Genomic DNA, 15,631 nt, shown 5'->3' with positions numbered 1-15,631 from the left:
CGACGGGCGGCTAGCGCCCGAAGTAACGGCCGTACTGCGGGCAGTAGACGCCGACCGACAGTCGGGTCAGACCGATGGCCTGTTCGCGGCTCAGACCGTTGCCCGACAGCGTGTTCACCACACCGCGCACCACCGGGACCGGGTTGGCCTGACCGGTCAGACCCGTGGTGAGCATCTCGCAGATGCGCTTGCCCACCGTCGGCGCATCGTCGCTCGCCCCGAGCGAGATTCCCATCGAGGTCACCGCGTTGGTGAACTGCTCATCCTGGGTCTGGGCCAGGGCGGTCGCGGCACCGCCGGAGACGGTGAGGGCGGCGGCGATCGCCACGGCGACGACGGACCGACGGATACGGCGGGTACTTGCACGGGCGGCCAATGTTCTGCTCCTGAGATGTCTGCACGCGCAGTGTAGATCGCGCCGGGCGCCGGCGCTGTTACGCGGTGTCCAACACAAATACGGCGTCCAACACAAGAGCCCCCACCGTAACGGCGGGGGCTCCTGTTCGCGCGTTGACTTCAGCTGTGACTACAGCTCGGTGACGGTGCCACCCGCGGCGGTGATCGCCTCGCGGGCGCTGCCGCTGAACTTGTGCGCGGTCACGTCGACCTTGGCGGTGAGCTTGCCATCGCCGAGCACCTTGACCAGCACGTTCTTGCGAACGAGACCCTTGGCCACCAGCTCGTCGACGCCCACGGCGCCGCCCTCGGGGAACGCCTTGCCCAGGTCGCCGACGTTGACGACGCCGTACTCGGTGCGGAACCGGTTCTTGAAGCCCTTGAGCTTCGGCAGCCGCATGTGGATCGGCATCTGGCCGCCCTCGAACATCACCGGGACGTTTTTGCGGGCCTTGGTGCCCTTGGTGCCGCGGCCGGCGGTCTTGCCCTTGGAGCCTTCACCGCGACCCACGCGGGTCTTCGGCGTCTTCTCGCCCGGCGCGGGGCGCAGGTCGTGCAGCTTGATCGTCATGTGTCTAGACCTCCTCAACCGTCACGAGGTGGTGGACGGTCTTGATCAGTCCGCGGGTCTGCGGGGTGTCCTCCCGGACCACGGACTGGCGGATCTTGCGCAACCCGAGGGTGCGCAAGCTCTCGCGTTGCTTCCAGCGCGCACCGATGGTGCTGCGCACCTGGGTGATCTTGAGCTCTGCCATCGTTGTTACGCCGTTCCCTCACGCGCTGCGCTGGCGGCCAGGGCCTCCGCCTCACGGCGGGCCTTGAGCATGCCTGCGGGCGCTACATCTTCGATCGGCAGGCCGCGGCGGGCCGCGACCTCTTCGGGGCGCTGCAACAGCTTCAGCGCGGCGACGGTCGCGTGCACCACGTTGATCGCGTTGTCGCTGCCCAGCGACTTGGCCAGCACGTCGTGCACACCGGCGCACTCCAGCACGGCACGGCACGCGCCACCGGCGATGACACCGGTGCCCGGGCTGGCCGGACGGAGCATGACCACACCGGCGGCCGCCTCACCCTGGACCGGGTGGGTCACGGTGCCACCGATCAGCGGCACCCGGAAGAAGTTCTTGCGGGCCTCTTCGACACCCTTGGCGATCGCGGCGGGAACCTCTTTGGCCTTGCCGTAACCGACGCCGACCATGCCGTGACCGTCACCGACGATCACCAGCGCGGTGAAGCTGAATCGGCGACCACCCTTGACCACCTTGGAGACGCGGTTGATGGTGACGACGCGCTCGAGGTAGTTGCTCTTCTCGCCGCTGTCGCGGCCACCACGGCCTCCACGGTCGTCGCGGCGGCCACGGCCTCCACGGTCGTCGCGGCCGCCCCGGCCACCACGGTCATCGCTCGAGGGCCCGCCGGCTCCTACAGCCTGCTCGGCCATCATGCATTCCTTCCGGTTCGGTTCACATTGGTCAGTGTGCGCATCAGAACTTCAACCCACCTTCGCGGGCCGCGTCGGCCAGAGCCGCGATGCGTCCGCCGTAGCTGTACCCACCGCGGTCGAACACGACCTCGTCGATACCCGCGGCCTTGGCACGCTCGGCGATCAGCTGCCCGACCCGGGTGCTGTGCGCCTTCTTGTCGCCGTCGACGGCACGCACGTCGGCCTCGATGGACGACGCAGCCGCCAGCGTGACGCCGGCCAGGTCGTCGACCAGCTGCACGTGGATGTGCCGCGACGAGCGGTTGACCACCAGGCGCGGACGCGCGGCGGTGCCGGATACCTTCTTGCGCAGCCGGGCATGCCGGCGCAGCCGCGAGACGCGCCGCGTCTCGGAGATGTTCTTGCCGACCGGCTGATGCCCAGCCGCGGCGTCTTTGGTCTTGGTAGCCATCGCTTACTTACCCGTCTTTCCGACCTTGCGACGGATCTGCTCGCCTTCGTAGCGGATGCCCTTGCCCTTGTAGGGGTCGTTCTTCCGCAGGCGGCGGATGTTCGCCGCGATCTGGCCGACCTTCTGCTTGTCGATACCGGTGATCGAGAACTTGGTGGGCGTCTCCACCGCGAAGGTGACACCCTCCGGGGCGGTGATCAGCACCGGGTGGCTGTACCCGAGGGCGAACTCGAGGTTGCTGCCCTTGGCCACCACGCGGTAACCCACCCCGAAGATCTCCATCTTGGTGGTGTAACCCTGCGTCACGCCGGTCACCAGGTTGGCGATCAGCGTGCGTGACAGGCCGTGCAGCGACCTGTTGCGGCGCTCATCGTCGGGCCGCGCGACCACGATCGCGCCGGCGTCGTCGCGCGACACCGTGATCGGCTCGGCGACGTCCAGCGTGAGCGTGCCCTTGGGGCCCTTCACCGACACGTTCTGGCCGGCGATCGTCACGTCGACCCCGGCAGGCACCGGGACCGGCTGCTTTCCAATACGAGACATGTCTTAGAACTCCCTCACCACACGTACGCGAGGACCTCGCCGCCGACGCCCTCACGGGCGGCCTGGCGGTCGGTCCTCAGCCCCGACGACGTGGAAATGATGGCCACACCGAGCCCGCCGAGCACCCGCGGCAGGTTGGTGGACTTGGCGTACACCCGCAGACCGGGCTTGGACACCCGGCGCAGGCCCGCGATGCTGCGTTCCCGGCTGGGGCCGTACTTCAGCTGCACCACCAGCGACTTGCCCACCCGGGCATCCTCGGTGTGGTAGTCGCTGATGTAGCCCTCGGACTTGAGGATCTCGGCGATGTTGGCCTTGATCTTGCTGTGCGGCAGGGTCACTTCATCGTGGTACGCCGAGTTGGCGTTGCGCAGACGGGTCAAGAAGTCTGCGATCGGATCCGTCATGGTCATGACAGCCGGTTCACCTTTCTCGCGGCGGTTCCTCCGTGGTCAGTCCGGGAGGCCTACCGCAACCTGTTTCGAAGAGTTGGTCTTGTGTTGTCGCCGGCTGTCGTTACCAGCTGGACTTCTGCACACCGGGCAGTTCGCCCGCGTGCGCCATCTCGCGCAGGCAGATCCGGCACAGGCCGAACTTGCGGTACACCGCGTGCGGGCGGCCGCACTTGTTGCAGCGGGTGTAGCCGCGCACCTTGAACTTGGGCTTCTTGTTGGCCTTGTTGACCAGAGCCTTCTTTGCCATCTGCTCAGTTCTCCTTGAACGGGAAGCCCAGCGCCCGAAGCAGCGCACGTCCCTCGTCGTCGTTCGTCGCCGAGGTGACGACGGTGATGTCCATGCCGCGGGGCCGGTCGATGGAGTCCACGTCGATCTCGTGGAACACCGACTGCTCGGTCAGCCCGAAGGTGTAGTTGCCGGTGCCGTCGAACTGCTTGGCACTGAGGCCGCGGAAGTCGCGGATACGGGGCAGCGAGATGGAGATCAGCCGGTCCAGGAACTCCCACATCCGGTCGCCGCGCAGGGTCACCCGCGCGCCGATCGGCATGCCCTCGCGGAGCTTGAACTGCGCGATGGACTTGCGGGCCCGGCGGATCTCGGGCTTCTGGCCGGTGATCAGCGCCAGGTCGTTGACCGCGCCGTTGATCAGCTTGGCGTCGCGGGCGGCGTCACCGACACCCATGTTCACGACGACCTTGCTGACCCCGGGGATCTGCATGACGTTGGCGTAGCCGAACTCTTTCTGCAGGGCGTCGCGGATCTCTTCGCGGTAGCGCTGCTTCAGGCGCGGGAGCGTCTTCTCGGCCTGGGCAAGCGAAGCGCCGGGATGGGTTTCTGTGGTCATCTTCAGATGTCCTTGCCGTTGGTCTTGGCGATCCGGACCTTCTTGCCGGTCTCGTCGTCGATGCGGTAGCCGACGCGGGTCGGCTTGCCGTCGGAATCGAGCAGCATCACGTTGGACACCGCGATCGGCGCCTCCTGGGTGACGATGCCGCCGGAGGACGCGCCACGCTCGGTGCGCGACTCGGGGGTGTGCTTCTTGATCCGGTTGACGCCCTCGACGAGGATCTTGTTGCGCTCGGGGTAGGCCACCAGGACCTTGCCCTTGGCGCCCTTGTCCTTGCCGGAGATGACGAGCACCGTGTCGCCCTTGTGGACCTTCATCTACAACACCTCCGGGGCGAGCGAAACGATCTTCATGAAGCGCTTTTCGCGCAGTTCCCGGCCGACCGGCCCGAAGATGCGGGTGCCGCGCGGGTCGTTGTCGGCCTTGATGATGACGGCGGCGTTCTCGTCGAACTTGATGTAACTGCCGTCGGCGCGGCGGCGCTCCTTGACGGTGCGCACCACGACGGCCTTGACGACGTCGCCGCGCTTGACGTTGCCGCCGGGGATGGCGTCCTTGACCGTCGCGACGATGACATCACCGATGCCGGCATAGCGCCGCGACGAGCCGCCGAGAACGCGGATGCACAAGATCTCCTTGGCGCCCGTGTTGTCGGCGACCTTGAGCCGCGATTCCTGCTGAATCACTAGATCTCCTGACCTGGCTTTTGTGTGCACGCAGGATTACCGACCCTGACGTGCGCGGTCTTGTTGCAAATTCAGTCACCCAGGGGCACGCGGGGTCTTCTCACTGGAACATCCAATTCCGGATGAGAGAACCGAGGTCTGCCCGAGGCAACCCTTACATACTAGGTGAGCTCGGCGAATGCTCCAAATCGCCGTTCTCGACCGCCGACTGTGCGCTCAATGCGACAAATCGGCGCGGAAAACTCGCAGTAGATGCACGCTCGCCGAAGCAGACCGGACCGGTCCGCCGGTCAGCGGGCGCAGCGGAACCCGATGTGGGTGGTCGCGCTGTCCTGCGACTGCGGGGACCGGGCCGCCGGCCGGTACCGGTGGCAGTACTCCGGAGCGCACAGGTGCGAACCCCCCTTGAGCGCGTGGGTGATCGTCGGGTCCGGCGCCCCGGGGCCACAGCAGCCCGTCTCCAACGACGACTGCCCCACCCGGTGGTGGCCGGTGAACAGCGTGGTGGTCCACTCCCACACGTTGCCGATCATGTCGACCAGGCCGAAGCCGTTCGGCGGGAACGTCCCCACCGGGGAGGTGCCGGACCAGCCCAGCGCGCCGTCGTTGGCGTACGGAAAGTGCCCCTGCCAGGTGTTGGCCATCAGCCGGCCACCGGGCATCGGCTCGTCGCCCCAGGGGTATGTCGAGCTGGCGCCGGCACGCGCGGCGAACTCCCACTCGGCCTCGGTGGGCAGCCGCCGGCCGGCCCAGCGGGCGTAGGCCTGTGCGTCGGTGTAGCAGACCTGCACCACGGGATGCAGCGACTTGTCGACGATCGAGCTCTCCGGACCGAACGGGTGACGCCAGTCGGCCCCGGGCACCCACTCCCACCACTGCCGCCAGTCCCGCAGGTCGACCCGGCCGTGGGTGGGCCGGAACACCAGCGCGCCGGGAACCAGATCCTCCGGTGCGGCACCCGGATACAGCGCTGGATCGGGCGCGAGCTCCGCGACGGTCACGTAGCCGGTGTCGGCGACGAACTCGGCGAACTGCGCGTTGGTGACCGGGTGACGCTCGATGGCGAACGGCGCGACGACGACCGTGTGCACGGGCGCCTCTTCGGGGTAGAACTGCGTCGACCCCATTCGAAACGACCCGCCGTCCACCTCGACGAGTTCGGTGAGCATGGATCTCAGGGTAGGCCGATCTCGAAATCCTCGGTCACGGTCGCGGCGGCGTCGTCGAATCCCGCTGCCCCGGACGGGGCCTGGACGTGCACCGCGATCAGGTAGTCGCCCTGGGCCGTGCCCACATGCACGATGCGGTCCTCATACTGCACGGTCTCGGTGCCGTCGGACAGGATGCCGGTCAGCTTCTGCCCGGAGAAACCGCACATCTCGGCGGGCAGAACGCTCAGGGTGGTGATCACGTACCCGTCGGTCAGTTTGTCGGCATAGGCGCGGAACGCCGCCGCGGGATCCGCCGACGTCGCGGTGATCGACACGGTCGCCTCCTCCCCGGCCGGTCCCTCCAGCCGAGCCCCGACGTCACCGTCACCGGAGAGCATCGTCCAGCCGTCGGGCACCGCCACCGTCGCCGTGGGGGCGTCGGGATCGCCGACGCGCGCGACGGTCCGCAGCGGGGGCAGGTCGGTGGGCACACAGAGCTCTCCGGGCGCCGGCGGCGCGGAGGTGGGAACGACGCCGGGGACGTCGCCGGCGCCCTGCGGAGCGGGCCCCGTGGTGCCGGTGGGCAACGTGCGCGGCGCGGACGCCGACGTGGACGTCGGGGCCGCCGGGAGGTCCGCGGCGACGGGGGCTCCCCCGCTGTCCCGGGTGCAGCCGGCGACGAACAGCGCCGTAACCGTCAGCAGAACCGAGAGTGCCGTTCGCAGCATCGTCAGTCCTTGGCGAATGCGCGGTCGACGTCGCGCTCGAGGTCGGTGTACGGCGTTCCCGAGACGTCGGCGGTGACCCGGACGATGGTGCCGCCGGTGAACTCGAACGGGGCCCGGTAGGACCGCGAAACCGGTTGTCCGAGATTGCGTCCCACGCTGACCCCGCCCCCCGCCAGGCCGAAGATGACCGGGTGGGCCCGCACCCCGGACAGGCTCGCCACCGCCGCGCCGTCCACATAGAGGGTGGCGTCGCCGACCGGTGTGTGACTGCCCTCCACGGTGCCGGTGCGCGCGTAGCCGACACCGAGGACGTGGCACCCCAACGGTACCGGGTCGGGGGCGGCCACCAGTTGTTCGTCTTCGCCGAAGAAGTTGTAGACGAACGTCAGCCGGCCCTCGTCGAGGAAGAGCACGTACCCGCCGTGACCGGTGCCCTGCTTGAACAGCACCCCGTGCGCGTCCGGGCTGTCGACGTCGACCTCGGCCAGCAGCGAGAACGAGCGGCCGGCGATGTTCACGCAGGCGCCCACCGACACCTGCGCGGTGTTCGGGTAGTAGGTGTAGCTCGAACGATCGCCGGCCACCGACGGGCGCCACCGGCCGAGCATCTCGAACACCCCGAGGTCCGACAACGGCAACCCGTTGTACTTGGCCGCCTCGGAGAACCACAACGCCTGCAACTCGGCGAGCTTGTCCGGATTCTCGGCGGCCAGGTCGTGGCACTGACTGCGGTCGGACGCGATGTGGTAGAGCTCCCAGCGATCCTGGTCGAAATGCGACCAACCCGACGGCGACGCGGGGTGCACGGTGCCGGCGAACCATCCCCTGTGCCAGATGCCGCGGGTCCCGAGCATCGTGTAGAACTGCGTCTCCTTGCCGGTTGGTGCGTCCGGATTATCAAGGGCCACTTTGAAACTGACACCGTCGAAGGGACGCTGCGGAATCCCCTTCACCGATGCGGGCGGCACGATCTGCAGCAGGTCGTACACCGTCGGGGTGATGTCGCAGACATTGACGTAGTTGTCGCGGACCTCGCCGTGCGCGGCGATTCCGTTGGGCCAGGAGACGATCGCCGCGTCGGCGATGCCGCCTTCGTGCGAGGCGTAGCGCTTGTAGAGCTTGTAAGGCGTGTTGAACGCCATCGCCCAGCCGATCGGATAGTGGTTGTAGGTGCTCGGGCCCCCGAGGTCGTCGAAGAACCGCATGCTCTCCTCGACGGTGTCGATATAGCCGTTGAAGAACTTGCCCTCGTTGACCGATCCGTTCGGACCGCCCTCACCGCTGGCACCGTTGTCCGAGACCACCACGACGATGGTGTTGTCCAACTGGCCCGATTCGTCGAGATAGTCCAGGATTCGCCCGATCTGGGCATCGGTGTAGGACAGGAAGCCGGCGAACACCTCGGCCATCCGGCAGAACAACCGCTTTTCCTCGTCGTCGAGCGAGTCCCACGGCCGCACGGTGTCCTGTTCAGGCCACGGCTGCCCTTCGGGGCCCTGAACATCCAGATAGGGGTTGACCGGCGACAATTCGGTGCCGGGCCCGACGATGCCCATCCGTTTCTGATTCTCCAGCACGATCTCGCGGTAGCGCTCGTAGCCCATGTCGAACACACCGGAGTAGCGGTCCGCCCACTCCTTGAACACGTGATGGGGTGCGTGACCGGCACCCGGACACACATACGAGAACCACGGCTTGCCCGGTGCGATCGTCGTCGAATCCCGGATGAACTCGATTGTCTTGTCGGCCAGATCCTTCGAGAGGTGATAGCCCTCTTCGGGGGTGGCCGGCGGCTCGACGGGGTGGCCGTCGTAGATCAGCTCGGGGTACCACTGATCGGTTTCCCCGCCCATGAAGCCGTAGAAGCGCTCGAACCCGCGTGACAGCGGCCAGTGCCGCCGTGTCGCGGCGAGGTTGGACTCCTCGAGCGGGGTCAGGTGCCATTTGCCCACGCAGTAGGTGTTGTAGCCGTGCTCGGCGAGCACCTCCGAGATCAGCGCGGTGTCCTCGGGGATGCGCCCGTTGATGCCGGGGAAGCCCTCGGTGAACTCCTCGACGACGGCCATTCCCACGGTGGTGGCGTTGCGCCCGGTGAGCAGGGAGGCCCGCGTCGGCGAGCACAGCGCGGTGGTGTGGAACTGCGAAAGCCGCACCCCGCGTTCGGCGATGCGGCTCATTGCGGGCATCTCGACCAGTCCGCCGAAGCAGTCCCAGGTGGCGATGCCGACGTCGTCCCACACCACGTAGAGGACGTTGGGCGCGTCCGGCGCTGCCGCGGGGGCGGCGTAGGGCCCCCAGTCGGGTTCGGAGTCGCGGATGTCCAGCTCGATCTTGCCGTTGAACTCGGTTGCCATCTAGCCCCGTCCCGATCGATTCGGTGCCGCGTGCGCGGCGATCGCGGTGGAGACTACACCCGCGGGTTGCGTCAGGTCGGGGAAACGCGCAGCGCCGGCCCGTGCCCAACACTTCCGCCGAAATGGCATTCCGGCCGGCTCGCACTCGAACTTTCGCTGCCGGAATGCCATTTCGGCGGGGGCTGTGGGCGACGATGCGAAAGCCCCCGCCGCCGTGGGGCGTGCGGGGGCTCTGCGCAGGTGCGGTAGCGCCGGACGGGGCTACTTGGCCTTCTCGAGGATCTCCACGAGGCGCCAGCGCTTGGTCGCCGAGGTCGGGCGGGTCTCCATCAGCGAAACCCGGTCGCCGACACCGGCATCACCGTTCTCGTCGTGCGCCTTGACCTTCTTGGTGGTCCGGATGATCTTGCCGTACAGCGGATGCATCTTGCGGTCCTCGAGCTCGACCACGATGGTCTTCTGCATCTTGTCGCTGACGACGTAGCCGATCGCGGTCTTGCGCCGACCACGCGGCTTCTCGGTGCGCGGGGTCTTCGCGGGCCCCTTGGCATTTGCTTCAGCCATTACGAATCCTCACCTCCGGGTCCGGCGGCCAGACCCAATTCACGTTCCCGCAGCACGGTGTAGACGCGCGCGATCTCCTGACGGACCGTGCGCAGCCGGCGGTTGTTGGCAAGCTGGCCGGTCGCCATCTGGAAGCGCAGGTTGAACAGCTCTTCCTTCGACTCGCGCAGCTTGTCGGTCAGTTCGTCGTCGGTGAGCTCGCGCAGTTCGCCGGGCGTGATTCCGACAGCCATCAGAACTGCTCCTCTCTTGTGACGATGCGTGCCTTGATCGGCAGCTTGTGGATAGCCCTGGTCAGGGCGTCCCGGGCGATCTTCTCGTCCGGGTAGCTCAGCTCGAACAGCACTCGGCCGGGCTTGACGTTGGCGACCCACCACTCCGGCGAGCCCTTGCCCGAACCCATGCGGGTTTCGGCAGGCTTCTTGGTCAGCGGGCGGTCCGGGAAGATGTTGATCCAGACCTTGCCGCCACGCTTGATGTGCCGGTTGATGGCGATACGCGCGGACTCGATCTGCCGGTTGGTGATGTAGGCGTGCTCCAGGGCCTGGATGCCGTACTCACCGAAGCTGACCGAGGTCCCACCGCTGGCGATACCACGCTGCTTGGGGTGGTGCTGCTTGCGGTGCTTGACCTTACGGGGGATAAGCATGACTAGCTCTCCGTCTTCTCTGCCGGAACCGCAGCGGCCTCGGTCAGCGCCTGCGCCGTGCCGGCGTAGTCCACATCCTCGGTTGCGGCGCGGCCGGCGTCGGTGCTCGTCGCGGTGGTGCCCGACGCACCGCTGCGGCGCGGCCGGGTGCCGGACGGACGCTCCCGACGGGGACGATCCGCGGCGGGCGCGGCGGCGGACAGTTCACGCTTGCCACCGACGATGTCGCCCTTGTAGATCCACACCTTCACGCCGATGCGGCCGAAGGTGGTCTTGGCCTCGTAGAGGCCGTAGTCGATGTCCGCACGCAGCGTGTGCAGCGGCACCCGACCCTCGCGGTAGAACTCCGAGCGGCTCATCTCGGCGCCGCCCAGGCGACCCGAGCACTGCACCCGGATGCCCTTGACGTTGGGCTGACGCATCGCCGACTGGATGGCCTTGCGCATCGCACGGCGGAACGCCACGCGGTTGCTCAGCTGCTCGGCCACGCCCTGGGCCACCAGCTGCGCCTGGCTCTCCGGGTTCTTCACCTCGAGGATGTTCAGCTGGACCTGCTTGCCGGTCAGCTTCTCCAGGTCGGCACGGATCCGGTCGGCCTCGGTGCCGCGGCGACCGATCACGATGCCCGGCCGGGCGGTGTGGATGTCCACCCGAACCCGGTCACGGGTGCGCTCGATCTCCACGTCGGCGATGCCGGCGCGCTCCAGGCCGGTGGCGAGCAGCTTGCGGATCGCCACGTCTTCCTTGATGTAGTCCGCGTATTGCTTGTCGGCGTACCAGCGGGACTTCCAATCGGTGGTGATGCCGAGGCGGAAGCCGTGCGGGTTGATCTTCTGGCCCACTACTCCGAGCCCTCCTTCGCTTCTTCAGAAGCCTCAGTCTTGGGAGCCACCTTCTCGGCGGTGTCCGGTGTCGCCGACTTCGCGGCTCCGGCTGCCTTGCTGGCCTGCGCCCGGCGGGCGCGCGCCGCGCTCGCGGAGGCGCCGGCGCTCTTGCTCTTCTGCGGCCGGCTTTCCACGACCACGGTGATGTGGCTGGTGCGCTTGCGGATCCGGTAGGCGCGACCCTGCGCGCGCGGCCGGATGCGCTTGGCGGTGGGGCCCTCGTCGGCGTAGACGGCGGCGACGACCAGCGTCGCCGGATCGAGTCCCTCGTTGTTCTGCGCGTTGGCCGCGGCACTGGCGATCACCTTGGCGACCGGCTCGCTCGCAGACTGCGGCGCCCACCGCAGGATGTCGAGGGCCTCCTCGACGCTCTTGCCGCGGACCAGGTCGATGACGCGCCGGGCCTTGCTGGCCGAGACGCGCACGAAGCGCGCCTTGGCCTGCGCGGACGGATATTCAATCTGGGTTGTCATTTAGCGCCTCTTGGACTTCCGGTCGTCCTTGATGTGACCCTTGAAGGTCCGCGTCGGGGCGAATTCGCCGAGCTTGTGCCCGACCATCGCCTCGGTGACGAACACCGGGACATGCTTGCGACCGTCGTGGACGGCGAAGGTGTGCCCGATGAAGTCGGGGATGATGGTCGACCGACGGGACCAGGTCTTGATGACCTGCTTGGTGTTCTTCTCGTTCTGGACGTCGACCTTCTTGAGCAGATGGTCGTCGACGAACGGACCCTTCTTCAGGCTGCGTGGCATCGTGTGATCCTTTCCGGCCTAGCGCTTCTTGCCGGTGCGCCGGCGGCGGACGATGAGCTTGTCGCTCGGCTTGTTGGGCTTGCGGGTGCGGCCCTCGGGCTTGCCCCACGGGCTGACCGGGTGACGGCCGCCGGAGGTCTTGCCCTCGCCACCGCCGTGCGGGTGGTCGACCGGGTTCATCACGACACCGCGGACGGTGGGGCGCTTGCCCTTCCACCGCATGCGGCCGGCCTTGCCCCAGTTGATGTTGGCCTGCTCGGCGTTGCCGACCTCACCCACGGTGGCGCGGCAGCGCACATCGACCCGGCGGATCTCGCCGCTGGGCATACGCAGGGAGGCGTAGCTGCCTTCCTTGCCGAGCAGCTGGATGCTCGCGCCGGCCGACCGGGCCAGCTTCGCTCCACCGCCGGGGCGCAGCTCCACCGCGTGGATGACCGTGCCCGCGGGGATGTTGCGCAGCGGCAGGTTGTTGCCGGGCTTGATGTCGGCGTTGGCGCCCGACTCCACGACGTCGCCCTGCGACAGCCCGTACGGCGCGATGATGTAGCGCTTCTCGCCGTCCAGGTAGTGCAGCAGCGCGATGCGCGCGGTGCGGTTGGGGTCGTACTCGATGTGAGCGACCTTGGCGTTCACGCCGTCCTTGTCGTGACGACGGAAGTCGATGACGCGGTAGGCGCGCTTGTGCCCACCACCCTTGTGCCGCGTGGTGATCCGGCCGTGCGCGTTACGCCCGCCCTTGCCGTGCAGCGGACGAACCAGCGACTTCTCCGGATGGTCGCGAGTGATCTCGGCGAAATCGGCGACGCTGGCACCGCGACGGCCCGGGGTCGTCGGCTTGTACTTGCGAATTGCCATGGCTTCTAAGTCTTCCTGTTCCCTTGCTCCCGGCGGTTAGGCCGGTGCTCCGAAGAGGTCGATCGGCTTGCTACCCGCGGCCAGCGTGACGATGGCGCGCTTGGTGTCCTTGCGCTTGCCGTAGCCGGTGCGGGTGCGCTTGCGCTTGCCCTGCCGGTTGGCGGTGTTCACCGACGCGACCTTGACGCTGAAGATCTTCTCGATCGCGATCTTGATCTGCGTCTTGTTCGAGTCGGGCGCGACGATGAACGTGTACACGTTGTCCTCGATCAGCCCGTAGGACTTCTCGGAGATCACCGGGGACAAGATGATGTCGCGGGGATCGGTCACGGTCGCCATCAGGCCGAAACCTCCTGCTCCTGATCGGTGTTGGCGGTGTTGGCCGTGATGTAGGCGTCCAGCGCCTCGACGCTGAAGACCACGTCGTCGGCCTTGAGCACGTCGTAGGTGTTCAGCTGGTCCGGCGACAGCACGTGCACGCCGGGCAGGTTGCGAACGCTCAGCGCGCCGGTCTCGTCGGCGCGGCCGATCACGACCAGAACCTGCTTGCGGTCGGTCAAACCGGCCAGGAACGCCTTGGCGCTCTTGGTCGACGGGGTCTGCCCCTCGACCAGCTCGGTGATCGCGTGGATCCGGCCGTTGCGGGCCCGGTCGGACAACGCGCCGCGCAGGGCGGCGGCGATCATCTTCTTCGGGGTCCGCTGGCTGTAGTCGCGCGGCTTGGGGCCGTGCACGGTGCCACCGCCGGCGTACTGCGGTGCACGGGTCGAACCCTGCCGGGCCCGGCCGGTGCCCTTCTGCCGGTACGGCTTCTTGCCGCCACCGGACACCTCGCCGCGGGTCTTCGTCGAGTGCGTACCCTGCCGAGCCGCGGCCAACTGCGCGGTGACCACCTGGTGCATCAGCGCGATGTTGGGCTCGACGTCGAACAGCGCGGCGGGCAGCTGCACGCTGCCGTCCTTCGTACCTGCCGGCGTCAATACATCGATGGAAAGAGTCATGTTACTTTTCGCCTCGCTTGACTGCGGTGCGGACAACGACCAGCCCGCCGTTGCGGCCGGGGATGGCGCCCTTGATCAACAGCACGCCGTTCTCGGCGTCGACCTTGTGCACCTTGAGGTTCTGAGTGGTCACCCGGTCGTTGCCCATCCGGCCCGACATGCGGGTGCCCTTGAAGACCCGGCCCGGGGTGGCGCAGCCACCGATCGAGCCCGGTCGGCGGTGCACCGCCTGGGCGCCGTGCGCAGCCCCCTGGCCTTTGAAGCCGTGCCGCTTCATGGTGCCCGCGAAGCCCTTGCCCTTGCTGGTACCGGTCACGTCGACGTAGTTGCCGTCGGCGAAGATCTCGGCGGTCAGCTCCTGGCCGACCTCGTACTCGGCCGCGGCGGCCTCGTCCTCGAGCCGAAACTCGGCGAGGTGACGGCGCGGGTTGACACCGGCCGCGGCGTACTGCCCCGACACCGGCTTGTTCACCTTGCGCGGGCTGATCTCGCCGTAGGCGAGCTGGATCGCGCTGTAGCCGTCGCGCTCCGGGGTGCGGATGCGCGTCACAACGTTGGGCCCGGCCTTAACGACCGTCACCGGCACGACCTTGTTGTTCTCGTCGAACACCTGCGTCATGCCCAGCTTGGTGCCCAGAATTCCTTTACGAGCCATTTCTGTTCGTTCTCCTGGGGCTTCTACTGGATGTTGACGTCGACGCTGGCCGGCAGATCGATGCGCATGAGGGCGTCAACGGTCTTCGGGGTCGGGTCGAGGATGTCGATCAGCCGCTTGTGCGTGCGCATCTCGAAGTGCTCCCGCGAGTCCTTGTACTTGTGCGGGGACCGGATGACGCAGTACACGTTCTTCTCGGTCGGCAGCGGCACCGGGCCGACCACGCTGGCGCCCGTCCGGGTGACCGTCTCGACGATCTTGCGCGCAGAGGCGTCGATCGCCTCATGGTCGTAGGCCTTGAGCCTGATGCGGATCTTTTGTCCCGCCACGCTTCTCCTACCTCACTACTAACGGGCCCACGGTGTCCATGGAAACCCGGCTGGAAACCCTGCTGGGCCTGGCTGTGCCGCCGCTGTTCATCTGTCTGTGGTTCACCGACCCCCGCGGTCGGGCGTGTCGCCCTCGCGCACACTCGGCCGCGATGACATCATCACGCTCGAGGTGGGGACCGGATGCGCCCGCTGGGGGCGCCGGTCGCATGCCCCGGCCGACGGTCCAAACCGGCACCTACCGGCTCAGGGCAACCTGAACAGTATGCCCTAGATCCGGGCGTGCTCCAAATCCCCCAACGAGCCGGCGGGCACGGGACCTGGGCACGCAAAACCGCTCGTCACGGTACCCCGGCGCGGGAAGCGCCCGCCAATACACTCGGGGCGGTGAGCAGAGGCCCGTCGACGCGCACGTTTCGCACCTGGCAGGCGCTGGCTGGCCGGCCCGGCGGGAGCCGGCTGTTCTCGGTGGCGACGATGGCCCGGGTGCCGTATTTCGCCTCGGTGCTGCCGCATGTGGTCCGGATGGAACCCGGGCTCGCGGAGGTCCGCGTGCCGAAGTGGTTCTTCGTCCACAACCATCTCGGCACCGTGCACGCGATCGCGCCGTGCAACGCCGCCGAGGCGGCGATGGGCATGTTGATGGAGGCCACCGTGCCGGTCACCCATCGGTGGATTCCGGTCGCGATGAACGTCACCTACCTGACCAGGGCGACCACCTCGTTGCGTGCCATCGCCCGGTTGTCCACCGCCGAGTTTCCCGCGATGGAGGTCGGCGGCGCCGGCGCCGTCGACGTCGTCGTGCCGGTCAGCGTCCTCGACGACCACGGGAGCGAGGTGGTGCACGCCGACATCACCTGCCGGATCACCCCGGCCCGGTAGT

Annotated in this window: 26 protein-coding genes; 1 reads left to right on the top strand and 25 read right to left on the bottom strand. The window is 67.7% G+C overall.

Features of this window, described 5'->3' with window-relative positions; translation table 11 throughout:
- Positions 1-10: 10 nt before the first annotated feature.
- The 25 genes from JDV09_RS08330 to rpsJ all read right to left on the bottom strand — a co-directional run bounded on the left by JDV09_RS08330 (position 11) and on the right by rpsJ (position 14,748).
- On the bottom strand, positions 11-328 hold the full coding sequence (locus JDV09_RS08330; RefSeq protein WP_308124057.1) for a DUF732 domain-containing protein: 318 nt from the start codon (positions 326-328) through the stop codon (positions 11-13).
- A 198-nt stretch (positions 329-526) separates the two neighbouring features.
- Entirely contained in the window at positions 527-967 is a 441-nt protein-coding gene (gene rplO / locus JDV09_RS08325) for a 50S ribosomal protein L15 (protein WP_221368639.1), read from the bottom strand.
- A 4-nt stretch (positions 968-971) separates the two neighbouring features.
- A complete protein-coding gene (gene rpmD / locus JDV09_RS08320; RefSeq protein WP_221368638.1) occupies positions 972-1,151 on the bottom strand; it encodes a 50S ribosomal protein L30 in 180 nt (59 codons plus the stop codon).
- Between the two features lie 5 nt (positions 1,152-1,156).
- Positions 1,157-1,837: a 30S ribosomal protein S5 gene (gene rpsE, locus JDV09_RS08315; RefSeq protein WP_221368637.1), complete on the bottom strand. Its 681-nt coding sequence runs from the start codon at positions 1,835-1,837 to the stop codon at positions 1,157-1,159.
- A 43-nt stretch (positions 1,838-1,880) separates the two neighbouring features.
- A complete protein-coding gene (rplR, locus tag JDV09_RS08310; protein ID WP_221368636.1) occupies positions 1,881-2,291 on the bottom strand; it encodes a 50S ribosomal protein L18 in 411 nt (136 codons plus the stop codon).
- A 3-nt stretch (positions 2,292-2,294) separates the two neighbouring features.
- Entirely contained in the window at positions 2,295-2,834 is a 540-nt protein-coding gene (gene rplF / locus JDV09_RS08305; protein WP_221368635.1) for a 50S ribosomal protein L6, read from the bottom strand.
- Positions 2,835-2,848: 14 nt separating this feature from the next.
- Positions 2,849-3,247, bottom strand: coding sequence for a 30S ribosomal protein S8 (rpsH, locus tag JDV09_RS08300; protein WP_221368634.1), 399 nt, complete (start codon positions 3,245-3,247; stop codon positions 2,849-2,851).
- A 103-nt stretch (positions 3,248-3,350) separates the two neighbouring features.
- Positions 3,351-3,536 (bottom strand): type Z 30S ribosomal protein S14, encoded by a 186-nt coding sequence (locus JDV09_RS08295; protein ID WP_079925896.1) that lies wholly within the window; start codon positions 3,534-3,536, stop codon positions 3,351-3,353.
- 4 nt (positions 3,537-3,540) lie between these two features.
- Positions 3,541-4,134, bottom strand: a complete 594-nt coding sequence (rplE, locus tag JDV09_RS08290; RefSeq protein WP_221368633.1) for a 50S ribosomal protein L5 — start codon at positions 4,132-4,134, stop codon at positions 3,541-3,543.
- A 2-nt stretch (positions 4,135-4,136) separates the two neighbouring features.
- Complete coding sequence (gene rplX / locus JDV09_RS08285; RefSeq protein WP_221368632.1) at positions 4,137-4,454, bottom strand: 50S ribosomal protein L24; 318 nt, start codon at positions 4,452-4,454, stop codon at positions 4,137-4,139.
- A complete protein-coding gene (gene rplN, locus JDV09_RS08280) occupies positions 4,455-4,823 on the bottom strand; it encodes a 50S ribosomal protein L14 (RefSeq protein WP_003883432.1) in 369 nt (122 codons plus the stop codon).
- A 290-nt stretch (positions 4,824-5,113) separates the two neighbouring features.
- Complete coding sequence (locus JDV09_RS08275) at positions 5,114-5,992, bottom strand: formylglycine-generating enzyme family protein (RefSeq protein WP_221368631.1); 879 nt, start codon at positions 5,990-5,992, stop codon at positions 5,114-5,116.
- A gap of 5 nt (positions 5,993-5,997) precedes the next feature.
- The gene (locus tag JDV09_RS08270; protein WP_221368630.1) at positions 5,998-6,702 is read right to left on the bottom strand and encodes a hypothetical protein; all 705 of its coding nucleotides are present in this window, start codon (positions 6,700-6,702) and stop codon (positions 5,998-6,000) included.
- Positions 6,703-6,704: 2 nt separating this feature from the next.
- A complete protein-coding gene (locus JDV09_RS08265; RefSeq protein ID WP_221368629.1) occupies positions 6,705-9,056 on the bottom strand; it encodes an arylsulfatase in 2,352 nt (783 codons plus the stop codon).
- Positions 9,057-9,317: 261 nt separating this feature from the next.
- Positions 9,318-9,620: a 30S ribosomal protein S17 gene (gene rpsQ / locus JDV09_RS08260; RefSeq protein WP_221368628.1), complete on the bottom strand. Its 303-nt coding sequence runs from the start codon at positions 9,618-9,620 to the stop codon at positions 9,318-9,320.
- Positions 9,620-9,853, bottom strand: a complete 234-nt coding sequence (gene rpmC / locus JDV09_RS08255; protein ID WP_221368627.1) for a 50S ribosomal protein L29 — start codon at positions 9,851-9,853, stop codon at positions 9,620-9,622. Before rpmC ends, rpsQ begins: the two co-directional genes overlap by 1 nt.
- On the bottom strand, positions 9,853-10,269 hold the full coding sequence (gene rplP / locus JDV09_RS08250) for a 50S ribosomal protein L16 (protein ID WP_221368626.1): 417 nt from the start codon (positions 10,267-10,269) through the stop codon (positions 9,853-9,855). Before rplP ends, rpmC begins: the two co-directional genes overlap by 1 nt.
- Before the next feature lie 2 nt (positions 10,270-10,271).
- Positions 10,272-11,111, bottom strand: a complete 840-nt coding sequence (gene rpsC / locus JDV09_RS08245) for a 30S ribosomal protein S3 (RefSeq protein WP_221368625.1) — start codon at positions 11,109-11,111, stop codon at positions 10,272-10,274.
- On the bottom strand, positions 11,111-11,626 hold the full coding sequence (rplV, locus tag JDV09_RS08240; protein WP_221368624.1) for a 50S ribosomal protein L22: 516 nt from the start codon (positions 11,624-11,626) through the stop codon (positions 11,111-11,113). The genes rpsC and rplV overlap by 1 nt, the downstream gene beginning before the upstream one ends.
- A complete protein-coding gene (gene rpsS, locus JDV09_RS08235; protein WP_003892827.1) occupies positions 11,627-11,908 on the bottom strand; it encodes a 30S ribosomal protein S19 in 282 nt (93 codons plus the stop codon). It abuts the gene before it with no gap.
- A gap of 18 nt (positions 11,909-11,926) precedes the next feature.
- Positions 11,927-12,763, bottom strand: coding sequence for a 50S ribosomal protein L2 (rplB, locus tag JDV09_RS08230; protein ID WP_221368623.1), 837 nt, complete (start codon positions 12,761-12,763; stop codon positions 11,927-11,929).
- A gap of 36 nt (positions 12,764-12,799) precedes the next feature.
- Complete coding sequence (gene rplW / locus JDV09_RS08225; protein WP_221368622.1) at positions 12,800-13,102, bottom strand: 50S ribosomal protein L23; 303 nt, start codon at positions 13,100-13,102, stop codon at positions 12,800-12,802.
- Positions 13,102-13,764 (bottom strand): 50S ribosomal protein L4, encoded by a 663-nt coding sequence (gene rplD / locus JDV09_RS08220; RefSeq protein WP_221368621.1) that lies wholly within the window; start codon positions 13,762-13,764, stop codon positions 13,102-13,104. Before rplD ends, rplW begins: the two co-directional genes overlap by 1 nt.
- 1 nt (position 13,765) lies before the next feature.
- Complete coding sequence (rplC, locus tag JDV09_RS08215; RefSeq protein ID WP_221368620.1) at positions 13,766-14,419, bottom strand: 50S ribosomal protein L3; 654 nt, start codon at positions 14,417-14,419, stop codon at positions 13,766-13,768.
- 23 nt (positions 14,420-14,442) lie between these two features.
- Entirely contained in the window at positions 14,443-14,748 is a 306-nt protein-coding gene (rpsJ, locus tag JDV09_RS08210) for a 30S ribosomal protein S10 (protein WP_003883485.1), read from the bottom strand.
- A gap of 387 nt (positions 14,749-15,135) precedes the next feature.
- On the opposite strand from rpsJ, the gene JDV09_RS26640 reads away from it, so the two are divergent.
- Positions 15,136-15,630: a hotdog fold domain-containing protein gene (locus JDV09_RS26640; RefSeq protein WP_308124056.1), complete on the top strand. Its 495-nt coding sequence runs from the start codon at positions 15,136-15,138 to the stop codon at positions 15,628-15,630.
- The last annotated feature ends 1 nt before the right edge of the window (position 15,631 follow it).

Source organism: Mycolicibacterium xanthum (assembly GCF_019710635.1).
Lineage (GTDB): Bacteria > Actinomycetota > Actinomycetes > Mycobacteriales > Mycobacteriaceae > Mycobacterium > Mycobacterium xanthum.
The sequence above is the reverse complement of the archived record's forward strand: the minus strand, read 5'-3'. Positions and strand labels throughout refer to the sequence as shown.

Bases quoted from the DNA above. Each gene is read 5' to 3' on its own strand.
- rplO (WP_221368639.1), bottom strand. From the start codon at position 967: ATGACGATCAAGCTGCACGACCTGCGCCCCGCGCCGGGCGAGAAGACG.
- rpmD (WP_221368638.1), bottom strand. From the start codon at position 1,151: ATGGCAGAGCTCAAGATCACCCAGGTGCGCAGCACCATCGGTGCGCGC.
- rpsE (WP_221368637.1), bottom strand. From the start codon at position 1,837: ATGGCCGAGCAGGCTGTAGGAGCCGGCGGGCCCTCGAGCGATGACCGT.
- rplR (WP_221368636.1), bottom strand. From the start codon at position 2,291: ATGGCTACCAAGACCAAAGACGCCGCGGCTGGGCATCAGCCGGTCGGC.
- rplF (WP_221368635.1), bottom strand. From the start codon at position 2,834: ATGTCTCGTATTGGAAAGCAGCCGGTCCCGGTGCCTGCCGGGGTCGAC.
- rpsH (WP_221368634.1), bottom strand. From the start codon at position 3,247: ATGACCATGACGGATCCGATCGCAGACTTCTTGACCCGTCTGCGCAAC.
- JDV09_RS08295 (WP_079925896.1), bottom strand. From the start codon at position 3,536: ATGGCAAAGAAGGCTCTGGTCAACAAGGCCAACAAGAAGCCCAAGTTC.
- rplE (WP_221368633.1), bottom strand. From the start codon at position 4,134: ATGACCACAGAAACCCATCCCGGCGCTTCGCTTGCCCAGGCCGAGAAG.
- rplX (WP_221368632.1), bottom strand. From the start codon at position 4,454: ATGAAGGTCCACAAGGGCGACACGGTGCTCGTCATCTCCGGCAAGGAC.
- JDV09_RS08275 (WP_221368631.1), bottom strand. From the start codon at position 5,992: ATGCTCACCGAACTCGTCGAGGTGGACGGCGGGTCGTTTCGAATGGGG.
- JDV09_RS08270 (WP_221368630.1), bottom strand. From the start codon at position 6,702: ATGCTGCGAACGGCACTCTCGGTTCTGCTGACGGTTACGGCGCTGTTC.
- JDV09_RS08265 (WP_221368629.1), bottom strand. From the start codon at position 9,056: ATGGCAACCGAGTTCAACGGCAAGATCGAGCTGGACATCCGCGACTCC.
- rpsQ (WP_221368628.1), bottom strand. From the start codon at position 9,620: ATGGCTGAAGCAAATGCCAAGGGGCCCGCGAAGACCCCGCGCACCGAG.
- rpmC (WP_221368627.1), bottom strand. From the start codon at position 9,853: ATGGCTGTCGGAATCACGCCCGGCGAACTGCGCGAGCTCACCGACGAC.
- rplP (WP_221368626.1), bottom strand. From the start codon at position 10,269: ATGCTTATCCCCCGTAAGGTCAAGCACCGCAAGCAGCACCACCCCAAG.
- rplV (WP_221368624.1), bottom strand. From the start codon at position 11,626: ATGACAACCCAGATTGAATATCCGTCCGCGCAGGCCAAGGCGCGCTTC.
- rpsS (WP_003892827.1), bottom strand. From the start codon at position 11,908: ATGCCACGCAGCCTGAAGAAGGGTCCGTTCGTCGACGACCATCTGCTC.
- rplB (WP_221368623.1), bottom strand. From the start codon at position 12,763: ATGGCAATTCGCAAGTACAAGCCGACGACCCCGGGCCGTCGCGGTGCC.
- rplW (WP_221368622.1), bottom strand. From the start codon at position 13,102: ATGGCGACCGTGACCGATCCCCGCGACATCATCTTGTCCCCGGTGATC.
- rplD (WP_221368621.1), bottom strand. From the start codon at position 13,764: ATGACTCTTTCCATCGATGTATTGACGCCGGCAGGTACGAAGGACGGC.
- rplC (WP_221368620.1), bottom strand. From the start codon at position 14,419: ATGGCTCGTAAAGGAATTCTGGGCACCAAGCTGGGCATGACGCAGGTG.